We start from the raw sequence: 11,781 nt of genomic DNA, 5'->3' as shown, positions 1-11,781 counted from the left end.
GTAGCAGGCTCAGTTAATTAATCCCATTGCCTACTTGAGATATTTGTAAATAGAGTTAAAGTGGTTAGCTATTCATTTTTTGTGATTTTTTATCTACAAGAACAATAAAGGCTTACCATGTTTAACAGTGCTGTATCGACAATCAATGGTCTTCTTTGGGGAGAAGGCCAAATTCTTATCTATATTCTTCTGTTTGCTGGGATCTGGTTTTCGGTAAGGCTAAAAGCGATTCAATTAGTTAAGTTTCGCCATATGTTCAGCCTATTAAAGTCGAGTAGCAGCACCGATAAAAACTCAATCAGTTCGTTTCAAGCTTTATGTACAGGTCTTTCAGCACGTGTAGGTACTGGTAACCTTGCAGGGGTTGCCGTTGCAATTTCGTTAGGGGGCAGCGGTGCAATATTTTGGATGTGGGTGATTGCCATTTTGGGCATGGCCACTGGTTTTGCTGAGAGCGTACTTGGGCAAGTCTATAAAGTTAGGGATGCCAATGGCGAGTTTAGAGGCGGTCCTGCTTATTATATTCAGCAAGGCTTAGACAGCAGAGCGCTTGCAGTGTGTTTTGCTTTTTGCTTATTCCTTGGTTATGGCTTTACGTTTAGTGCCATGCAAACGAATACCATTACCGATGCCCTTAATTACGCATTTGAAATTCCAACTTTGTATTCAGGTATTGTGATCACGATACTGGCAGGCTCTATTATTTTAGGTGGCTTTAAAGCTATTGCCCGCTTTGCTGAACGCATTGTACCAGTCATGGGCATATTATTTGTACTCGCCGCCATTATTATTACTTTATTGAATATCGGTAAAGTGCCTGCGATGATTGAAGATATTTTACTCTCCGCTTTTGGCTTACAAGAGGCCGGCGCAGGGGCAATGGGCGCAGCAATTAAAAATGGTATTCAGCGAGGACTTTATTCGAATGAAGCCGGAGCGGGGAGTGTGCCCCATGCATCTGGCTGTGCATCACCCGTACCAAATCATCCGGTCACTCAAGGCTACATTCAAATGCTAGGGGTGTTTTTCGATACCATTGTGCTGTGTAGTTGTACGGCGGTGATTATTTTATTAGCTGACATTGATATTAGCGGCGAAATGGAAGGGATCCGCTTAACTCAATCTGCGATGACAGCGCATATGGCTGCTGGTGGCATTTACTTTGTAGCAGCTGCAATTTGTTTATTTGCGTTTACTTCTGTGGTTGCAAACTATGCCTATGCAGAAAGTAACCTACATTTATTTAAACTAGATAATAAACTAGGCCGAGGTATTTATACCTGTTTATATTTATCAATGATGATTTGGGGCGCATCGGCCACCATTAAACAAGTGTGGGATCTTGCAGACATTGCTTTAGGTTTAATGACAGTGGTGAACGTTATCGCTATCATACGCTTAACGCCAACCATCTTATCTGTGACAAAAGACTATCATAGTCAACGTGAAGCAGGACAAGAACCTAGTTTTGATTCTGAAAAAGTGCAGGTTCAAGGTCAAACAGAACAAGGGATTTGGCGCAAATAAGCTAAAACAATAACGAGAAAAGTAACCATGATAGATATTTATGCAGGGCCTAGTGCTGCAAAAGTAATTCAAGAGCAAGGCCTGTCTGCCGATTTGTTTAATACCTTTTTAGGAGCAAGCGGCGGGCCCAAGTGGTTTACATTATTTGGTTTGGATAAATATCTATTTGGTGAGTTTTTTAAAGGCCGTACCACACCTTTAAACTTATTAGGGTCAAGTGCCGGGGCATTTAGATCTGCTTGTTTTGCACAAAATGACCCTGTTGCTGCAATATCTCGATTAGCCAAGTCTTACTCTGAAACACGCTATTCATCGAATAAAGCAAAACCAGAAGAAATAACAACAAAAGCGCGAGAGTTATTAAGCATAGTTTTTGCTGAAAATGGTATTCAAGAAATCATTAACAACCCTATTTTTAAAGCCCACTTTATAGTTGCAAAATCGAATGGCTTTACAGCATCAGAAAACAAAGTGATGCAGTTAATGGGTTTATCTAAAAGCTACTTAGTCAATCGAATGAATAGACGTTTGTTAAGTAAGCAATATGAACGTTATGTATTTCAGCCTGCGGATAGTCAGTTATCTTTTTCCGATAATAATACTTTCAATACCCATACTATTGAGCTAAGCGAAGATAATTTAGCGGATGCGTTACTTGCTTCAGGCTCTATTCCGTTAGTCATGCAGGGTATTAAAAATATAACAGGAACACCGCCTGGTATGTATCGTGATGGCGGTATTATCGATTATCACTTTGACTTAAGTATTCATAATGACGGGCTTATTTTATATCCGCATTTTAATAACAGCCCTAAAGCAGGTTGGTTTGATAAGAGCCTAAAGCGCGGTATTACCCCGAGTAACTATGATAACGTAGTGATGATCACTCCATCAGCTGACTTTGTTGCTTCATTACCTTATGGCAAAATCCCTGATCGTAAAGACTTTACAGAACTTGATGCTGATACACGCATTAAATATTGGCAGCAGGTATTCAAAGAAACAGAACGGCTAGCAGAAGCATTCGATGCGGTGTGTACTAATAAGCACACACCGAAAATAAAGCTTATTAAATAGTATTGCTTTCGCTACTTAAACTGATTAATCAAGGAAGTTTGCTCTGTCACTTTACTGAGGAGCGCTTCGCAAAGTTGCTGCGAAGTATGGCCAAGCTCTGTACACTCATGAGCAAAGTCTTGTGCTGACGTTAAGTTGGTAGCAATAACTTGGCTTGCTGTTAGTTGTTCGTTCATTGCATGCGCTATGATGCTATTGAGTTCACTTAGTTTGATAGACTGAGCTTTAATATGGTCTAAACTATCACCACTTTGATGTGCAAGCTCAACACTTTTAGCCGACAAATTAAGTCCATCTTGCATGGCAAGTTGTGCTTGTTTTGAGGCGTGTGTGAGCTGATTTAATACATTGTTTATTTCTTCTGTGGATTGCTGAGTACGTGAGGCCAATGCACGTACTTCACCAGCAACAACGGCAAAGCCACGGCCATGGTCGCCTGCTCGGGCAGCTTCGATGGCCGCATTTAAAGCAAGTAAATTAGTTTGATCAGCAATGGCGTTTATCTCAGATAAAATTGCAACAATGTGTTGATTGCCTTCAATTAAGTTTTCTACTTGGCTACTCGCTGCTTTGAGTTTTTCATCAAGCTCACTAATTGAAGTTATCGTTTGTTTGACCGCAAGTGAGCCTTGTTCGGTTGCTTGGTTTGACTCTTCAGCAGCTTGATTAGATTGCATTGTACTCGATGAAAGCTCATTGATTGAGGCCGTCATTTGCTCTGTGGCAACAACAATTTGAGAGACTTCATCTGTTTGTTTATTTAAAAGTTCAGTCACGTTATGACCAGACTCTGCACATTGTTGCGCGTTGTAATTAACGCCCATGGTCACATCATTTACACGACCAACAACCGCTTTTAATTTAGCTTGTTGCATCTCAAGGGCAAGATGTAAAAAGCCAGATTGATCATTAGTACCAGAGTAGAGGTAGGCCATTAAAGGGTTATCAAACACTTGTTTTGCTTTATTTATAAGCGCTAAATATTTTTGACGCCAAAAATACATAAGCCCATTAGCTGATGCTAAAAATAGAACTAGTAGACAATTAAAAATATCGAATCCAGAGCTAAAAACGGCAGCCAGCGAACCTAAAAAACTAATGAATAATAGGGCACTTATGTAAAGAGTGGAATCGAACTTGGCTGCTGTAGCATGAGATTTTTGATTATTGTTTATTTTAGCGTATTCAGCGGTCGCTCTTTGTACGACATCATCACTTTGTTTAGTTCTGACTGATTGAAACTCAACGGTACGACCACTTTTATCTTTAATCGGTGTTACAAAGGCATTAACCCAATAATAATCACCATTTTTACAGCGATTTTTAACAGGCCCCATCCAAGATTGACCATTTTTTAGATGTTGCCATAAATCAGCGAAAGCCAGTTTTGGCATATCAGAGTGACGAACAAGGTTATGAGGCTTACCTAGCATTTCGTCTAGCGTGAAACCAGCTATTTTGCAAAACTCATCATTGGCATAAGTAATATGACTTTGTAAATCTGTAGTTGATAAGAGGATGTCAGATTCAGAAAATTTAACTTCGGTATCGGTATTAATTCTATGTTTCACGTTAAAATCACCCAAGTACAGCTTTAAGTTCAGAAAGTAAATTAGCGGAGTAAAAACAGTCTGAACCAGAAAGAGGTAGTGTTAATTTGAACACTAATGTTTATAAACAATTTAGCGATAAATTCGTGATAAAGAACTAGGAAAATTCCGGTTTTATGTTACAAAAGTTAATATTATTTAACTAAGAAAAGTTGGGGAGATGGGTTAAAAGTTAGCTAAATTGTAAAATTTAGCCAACTTGATTTTTAAAATACATTAATCTCGCAAAATAAAATCACTCTGGCAGGGGGCTTCACCAGGGCTTTGATCTAACTTTGTGTTAGGGCAATTTTTAGTAAAAAATAACGCTTCTTCTAGAGAGTTCATTTGGCTGCAATATTGTCGGCCATCACATTCATACTCTGGCTTTTCATAATCAGATATTGTGATATCTCGATTATGGCTGTAATTTGATTTTACGGGATCAATAATTTTTGTTTGAAGCGTTTGTGTTGGTGAGATACCCCCATAATTAACTGCATAATAATCCCATGCGAAATAGCCAATTATGATGATTAGAAAAAACTTCCTCATGATGAATCCTTGTTATTATTGTTTAGACTAATGTGATTCGTGAGCGGTATTGAGGCCTAAGCCTTATGGCCCAACCCGAAAGTCTTACTATAATAAGATGAAGAAATAATATTAAGTAAAATTAGTGGCTTATGAATTAAATACGAAATTTATGATAGCATAGATAAATAAAAAGTTTGAAATGAACAGCAGTTTTAAGTATTTAATCATTAGAAATGGTGGGTTTAGAAAACTAGTTAAATTAATTGCCGATAAATGAAGGTTACAATGTGTTTAAATCCCATAAATTACGTTATGTTAAATAGAGTAAAATAATTAAAAGCGGGAGTTAGGTTGCTGGTAATCGCTGTTATTACTAAGAATCCTTGATCCAATGAAAATGGATATGGGTGTGCCCTACACGGGATTTTGAGAAATTAAAAGGTGCTTTAACGTTTGCCGTAAAGCCTTAATTTAAAGGCTTCCTAACTATGTAAGCTCGTACTATGCGAGCGGCATACTGACTTAAAATCGTGCGCTACGTGCGTGAAAATACTTTTTGTGGGTCTTATGTATGTTTAGTTTACGTAGTGCTGGCTTTTAAAAATAAATCACAAACATTTTTTAACTAAAAGACTGAAGGTAACCCCCGTTTTTAGGGTTTAGAATTGGGCTACTTAGAAAGTTAACTATAATTGATAACCATCACTTGTATTTTCTCGTAGCCCGAATTTTTATTATAGATAGATGTTGAATTTTGATGTATTAAGTTTCGAGCCTCACCACAACTTGAGTTCCGTGACTTTCACTTTCGTTGGCTACTTTAACCTTAAAACTTGATAATGCTTCTTCAGGGTTTTCTTCAGAAAAATCAAATATTAACTCGTAATTCGGCACTCGATAATTCCTATCAACTCCCCAATATGCAAGACCTTGATCAAGTCTTACCAACAATTTGCTTCCGTCTGAGAAAAATACTTCCAATCGTCTATAATGCGGCAGTTTTCGTTTTTCTTTGGTATAAGCGAACGCTTTAATATCAGCATATTCCAATGCTTTTTCGATTGCATTGTCACGACTATCTGCATCTTCAAAGTTGTCCCATAATTTATTTGAATAATTAGAAACTGAAGGTGCGGCACTATGAATTAATACCTCAGGCGCTTCCCATTGAGTAGCTATACTTCTTAAACCTTCTAGAAGTTCAGACAGAAGAGACACCATTAAAGGTGTATTCAAATATCTATCGTAGTAACTAATTTTAACAATATTTTTCTCAGGAGCTGAACTTTCTAATATCATGAATTGACTAGGAGCTTTAGATTTAATCAAAGACCAAAACCTATCTCCAAATCCAGCGACGAAACCATTTATTTCTTGTTTAACTTCAAGCTCACAAGCATTTGAAGTGTGATCATTAGCTTTCGTAGTATATGTGGAAAGGTCAATTTTCTTACGTGGCTTTAAATCTCCAACATTGGTTTCTTTAACTACAGGCGAGCTATTCTTCGTTTCAAAGAACAAATGACCTGGAACGCCTAAGTTATTTCCTGGCTGACGACAGCCCCACTTTGTTACGGACTGTTCTGACTGCAACTCGATTAAAGTCGAGTCAGAGTCGTTGCTATCAACAAGGGATATAATGTGTGAATTTACGTATGAGCTAAGTTGTTCAATAATTTCATTATCGGCGTTTTCTAACCTCCCTTCTTCTACAACCAATTCAATATTACAGCCAGCTATGGATTGTTCCATTAAAAACTTTCTGTAGTCATGGTTCAATAAGTCCCAATCCGCCATGTCTCCTTTCAAAAAGATGCGCAGCTTTGGGTTAGATGATGAAAGAATACTGTCAGCTATCGCAGTTCGAAGAGGTCTAGTTTCTAGAATAGTGTCATGTCCAAATAATTGATCACTTGAGTCCAATTCTAACAAACTCAACCATTGCTTATTTAAGAATTTTAAGGCCGCTTTTCTGTCTAGTTCTTTTGCTTGAAATTGCGTGTCATAGCTCAATAAGCAATGATGACAGGCACTTTCACAATTAGCTTTGCAATGCAGCTTGTTTACAGCTCTTTTTAATAATTTTGGAAGCTCTTCAGACACAGATGACATAAATCCTGCACCACCTCCAGCTCGATCAAAAAGATAAATAGATTGAGCTTCCATATCCTCTACCAAGGAAGGAGAAACAGTAATCCCCACCTCCTCCTCTGAAATTCCTAGTAACTCCGTTGCCGCTTGTCGTAATGCTACCGCAGCTGACAGCGCTATAGATTTATCATTCACGTAAATTGAAGAGTTTGGATCTTTTAGCTGTACTTCAAGCACGTCGGTACGATCCTCTACCCCAAAACTAACATTTTTTTTAATTTTCCAGTCATCAAAGCTACCTGGACATATCGAACTATCATTGTCTTTGCCCCCTCTAAGTCTTTTATGACCTAGATTGCTAGAAAATTGGCTAAATTCATCAGAATTTGAAGGTTCACTTCTTCCGCACTCTAAACAGATGGAATAACCTTGCGAGGTATTACCATCATTAAAATGGAATATGTGCCCATTAGATGTCGCTCTAAAACGACCAAGGTCTTCGGTGACTAGATTAACCCATTCACCATTAGCAGTGATCCAAGGCTCTTTTACAGGTAAATATTTAGGTCTAGAAATATCGTTATGGGTGGTTTCATAAATATCGACAGCAAAACCGCTCGGCTCCGTATATGTCTTTATATTTTTACCTTCAATTGGTTTACCGCACTCAGAGCAGTTATTTGCTTCTTGCATCAAATGACTTGAACCACTAGCACCACACGAGTTGCATCGCCACGCATACTTAAAACCTTGAGGCTCTTTTGCTTTATCCTGGTCAGTCGGCACTTTCCAGTTTAGGAGGATTCCGCCAGATTTAAACACTTGCCCATCAATAACAACCTCAGCTCCAGGTGCAAACTCTCTAATAGCCGCAACCATGTCTCTAGAAGGAAAATCTCTAGCCATCATCTTATTATCGATACGGTGACGGTTAAGCTGATCATTTTGCCTATTTTCATTTTCTTTAGAAGCTATTTGCAACTGAGACATATTGATAGTATTGAAGTTAGCGATATGCGTTGGAAAGCCATAACCAGGAAGAAAGCCGCTTGTTGCTAACTCACTTAATAAATACTCACACTCGACTCGTGTTATTTGGATTGATATCGCTTTTTCAGCACGTTTATCACCCCCTAACAACCCTTGTTTTTCTTTAACTAACCTATCACGTCCGGTTAACCAATTGTCGCATATCCGATTGAAATCCTTTCCAGCTCTGATCAATAGCTCATCAGTTGTCATGCGGGCTAAACAAGTTCCTCTTGTTAGCTCTTTCAACTTCGATAGATGAGATTGCTCCCAAGTGGCTGAACCTCCATTTAATAGGTCTAAAAACCTCTTCGCAGGTGTTAGTCCCTTAGACTCTGCATCACCAAAAAATGCAACACAATTTAACTTAGTTAAGTCTTGATCGTTTAAGAACGTGTTTAAGAAAAACGACAAACACATCGCATTGACGTGTCTTTGCACTAATATTTGACTTTGAAATGTAACTTTAGGGACAAAAGTTGGTGTGGTAAAAGGCCATTTTGTATTGCTAAAGATTAGGTTACCGTGAGGGTTTTGTTTACACAACGTAAAAGCAACAGCTCTACTCTCTCCTCTTCGACCAGCTCTACCTGAACGCTGTAAATAGTTAGCCGGATGTGGAGGAGCATTATTCATGGCAACAACCGAGATACCTCCAATATCAACTCCCATCTCCATTGTTGTTGAACAAGAAAGAATATTTAATTTACCTTTCTTAAAATCATCTTCGTATTGACGAAGTTTGGCACCAGAAAGTTGTGCTGAGTGCTCAACAGCTCGAATAAAAGGTACTTGTTCAACAATTCGATCATTCAAGTCAGTCCAAATGCCAGAACTTCGCAAAGCCTCGATATCTGCATTCTTTTGCAACCATTTCTTAGCTTCAACTAATTCTTCTTTTCGGCTATCCCCCTTTCCAAAGGGTGAATCATAGATAGGCAATATAATTGGCTGACATTCATACTTTTTCGGATCAGCGTCTGAAGGCAAATATGGCGAAATACCATCAAGAGCTGTATCTAGTACACTATTTGTAATCGGGCATTTCCATGCGTTGGTTACTAACGAAAACTCAACTTGTTTTCTAAGTTCTAAGATGAAATTACCTTCACCTGTTTTAGTGAAAATTCCTACTTTATCGCTTTTTAATACCTCGAAAGCCTGTTTCAATAAATTACTTACCAATAACTGGTTTGCTTTCGTTTCAATATCTAAACTCAACCACGCTCTCAAAAGATTAACTAAAGTAGGTAAACGTCCAGCGTGACGATTATAGGTCGGCCAAACAACTGTCCACCCCGCTTCTTTTCGAGACAACCCAGGTTGAGGGTTTAACTCTTTAGGTCTAATTTTTTCGCCGAGCCAGTTTCGCGTTGATTGGGATACTTCAACAGCAAAATAACTACGTACAAAATAGTCGATGCTAATTTTTAAAAAATCTTTCCAACTATCTAAAGATTTCTTCCCAACCAGTTCTGATGGTAACTCACTTACATTATTTAGTTTAGGGTAATTGAGTTTAACTAACCCCATTGTTTCAGAACTGTTTGCTCGTTTAGGTCGTCTCAAGAACTCTCTTTCGAGTAACATCCTTGAAATTCTATCTGCACCAACTTCTTCTGTAAAAATATTTGGAGCTAAGTTTTTATATACATCCATCATCCACTTGGAGATAGACTTTTCACCATTGGCTAAACTCCCCTCTAGACTTTGCCAAGGAACACCTACCAAGGCATCGCCACTAAACTTAGCCAATTCCTCTAATTTATCCGAGATCATGCCATCAAAAGTTACCTTCAAATTATCTGGTACTGTTGATTGTGTTGCCCTTAAAGCTTCAATTTCAGCTTCTATTTTTTGTATGTCTTCGGGGTTGCCTGAAGCTTCAGCTTGTGCTCTCAATAAGTGATGATAAATTAGCGACCTTGCTCGGTTCCTTTCTGCATCTTGTTGAAGTTTTGCAGCTATTCGAGCCGTACCTTGTCTACTATCAGTAAATGTGATCAAACGACGGCCATTAAACGGGCCTTGGGCTTCAAGTCCTTTTCCTTCCGGTGCATATTCTAATAAGGTCTGTACCGCTATCGTAATATGGGATGGTGCACCAAGTCTTGCAGGACGATATAGGTGATCATTATTGTTAGGTGCATTACAAGAAGGACAACGCACAGGACTATCAATTGCCTGATTTAAGTAAACCGGAATCGCATCTGCCTCATCGCTATCAAGATCGCCATTCGTTTTCGACAATCGATCAATTATTGATTCTTTTCCTGGTAACCCCGATATAACAACCTTACCGATATCAAGCACAGGTGTTTCGTCAATTTCGGACACATCACTTTCATCCCGTTCTAGCTCTAAGGAAAAGTCATCTTCGATTTCAAAGTCGTCCGTTAGTGTAAGCCTGCCATCCGACAACCTTTTAGCGTGCAAATGAACATCACCACAGTCATTACAAATTTTCAGCTCGTAAACTGGTGCGCCACAGTCACACTTTTCGCGTCTGTCAAAATATACGTTACCAAACTGCCAGCGAGGATCATCTAGCTGCTTCTCCTTGTGTGAGCAATTTTTGTCAACACAAGCCCATAAGCCAGACATCGTTGTATGAAATAAATGTGCTCTTAGTGGTAAAAATGTATCTGTTCGACCATTTTCAAATTTTCTATCTGTGCCAGAACATATATCTAGCCAGTTTAATGCTTCTTGCTTTTTAATCTTGGAATTAGCTTCATTTTCTAGTAGGGATGAACAAACTTCACTCAAGGTCGCAACGGGTGGATCATTCTTAACAAATAATTCTCTAAGCTTAAGCGACGAACGGTTTGAACTTAATGCTTCAAACCGTTGTTGTGATAACGATTCAGAACTATCTATTTGAGATATATCGTTATTGGATAAATTATTTTCATTAACACGAGGTAACTTTGGAAACTCTCTTTCACCACCAATGACCACAACTTGATCTAACTCTACCCCTGCGATATCAGCCAGGAACTTCTGTAATTCAGCCTTACTATCTTTACCTCCGATAGTGGCAGACGTAGCGACAAAACGAACGTTTTTAGGATCTACTTCAAACGTCGATACTACACGCCTTAATAATAGCGATAGCTCTGCGGCTTGAGACCCCAAATAAGTATGAGCCTCATCGAGAATGATCCACTCCAGCTTGCCCTTCGACTGCTCGATAATTGGTTTATCGTCTTTACGAACAAGCATGTATTCAAGCATCGTTGCGTTAGTGACAATGATAGGTGGTACATAGGTTCTTAAATCTTTTCTGTTGTCTACTTCTCTTGGATATTCAGAATGTTTTCTGAAAGGTAAGTTGGGAGTCTCACCATTATATAAGCTGAAACGGACTTGTTTATTTAAACCATGAGTCCAAGCTCGTAGGCGATCTCTTTGGCTATTAATTAAAGCATTCAACGGATATAATAATAGTGCTCGACAGCCTTGTAATCCACTTCCGTTTTCAGCTTCTCGTTGTAATCTATTTAAAACAGGCACTAAAAAGCACTCTGTTTTACCTGAACCTGTACCACTGGTGACTACCACTGATTTGGGAGTTTCAGCAGACAAAGCATTCCAAGCTTTCACTTGGTGGGTGTATGGACTCCACTTTGATGAAAACTCATAGTCTTGTTTTAACTCTTTTGGTGGATTTTCCATAGCTTCAACTAGTGAAGGAGTCAGCAAATTGCCAGACAAGTCTTGCATAGACATATCAGCTTCTTTCCAGCCAAATTTACCTTCAAATACAGGATCACCTAATAAACAGCCGGATTCTCCAGGTGGGGAAGTAAATTTATCTTTTAACAGATTGGTTAAAGGCTCATTCGCAATGTTCAATAGACCAATTGTTGAATTGGCGGAACGATTTACTAAATCTTTTATCAAAGAAGAGAAGTAATTGTTTTTCATA

Annotated in this window: 5 protein-coding genes; 2 read left to right on the top strand and 3 right to left on the bottom strand. The window is 38.7% G+C overall.

The window, feature by feature from the left end:
- Positions 1–117: 117 nt before the first annotated feature.
- Together NFU46_RS12660 and NFU46_RS12655 are read left to right on the top strand one after the other, a co-directional pair.
- Positions 118–1,527: a sodium:alanine symporter family protein gene (locus tag NFU46_RS12660; protein ID WP_250660674.1), complete on the top strand. Its 1,410-nt coding sequence runs from the start codon at positions 118–120 to the stop codon at positions 1,525–1,527.
- A 27-nt stretch (positions 1,528–1,554) separates the two neighbouring features.
- Entirely contained in the window at positions 1,555–2,604 is a 1,050-nt protein-coding gene (locus NFU46_RS12655) for a patatin-like phospholipase family protein (RefSeq protein WP_175079956.1), read from the top strand.
- An 11-nt stretch (positions 2,605–2,615) separates the two neighbouring features.
- On the opposite strand, the gene NFU46_RS12650 is transcribed toward NFU46_RS12655, so the two are convergent.
- The 3 genes from NFU46_RS12650 to NFU46_RS12640 form a co-directional block, all read right to left on the bottom strand.
- Positions 2,616–4,175, bottom strand: a complete 1,560-nt coding sequence (locus tag NFU46_RS12650; RefSeq protein WP_175081425.1) for a PAS domain-containing methyl-accepting chemotaxis protein — start codon at positions 4,173–4,175, stop codon at positions 2,616–2,618.
- A 255-nt stretch (positions 4,176–4,430) separates the two neighbouring features.
- On the bottom strand, positions 4,431–4,748 hold the full coding sequence (locus tag NFU46_RS20495; protein WP_054563095.1) for a hypothetical protein: 318 nt from the start codon (positions 4,746–4,748) through the stop codon (positions 4,431–4,433).
- Between the two features lie 744 nt (positions 4,749–5,492).
- Complete coding sequence (locus NFU46_RS12640) at positions 5,493–11,780, bottom strand: DEAD/DEAH box helicase (protein ID WP_251602298.1); 6,288 nt, start codon at positions 11,778–11,780, stop codon at positions 5,493–5,495.
- Position 11,781: the final 1 nt, after the last annotated feature.

The organism is Pseudoalteromonas sp. NCCP-2140, from assembly GCF_023708065.1.
GTDB lineage: Bacteria > Pseudomonadota > Gammaproteobacteria > Enterobacterales > Alteromonadaceae > Pseudoalteromonas.
Note: the sequence above shows the minus strand (reverse complement) of the source record. Positions and strands in the feature narration are given on the sequence as shown.

Coding starts and splice junctions, on each gene's coding strand:
- NFU46_RS12640 (WP_251602298.1), bottom strand. CDS start 11,780: ATGAAAAACAATTACTTCTCTTCTTTGATAAAAGATTTAGTAAATCGT.
- NFU46_RS20495 (WP_054563095.1), bottom strand. CDS start 4,748: ATGAGGAAGTTTTTTCTAATCATCATAATTGGCTATTTCGCATGGGAT.
- NFU46_RS12655 (WP_175079956.1), top strand. CDS start 1,555: ATGATAGATATTTATGCAGGGCCTAGTGCTGCAAAAGTAATTCAAGAG.
- NFU46_RS12660 (WP_250660674.1), top strand. CDS start 118: ATGTTTAACAGTGCTGTATCGACAATCAATGGTCTTCTTTGGGGAGAA.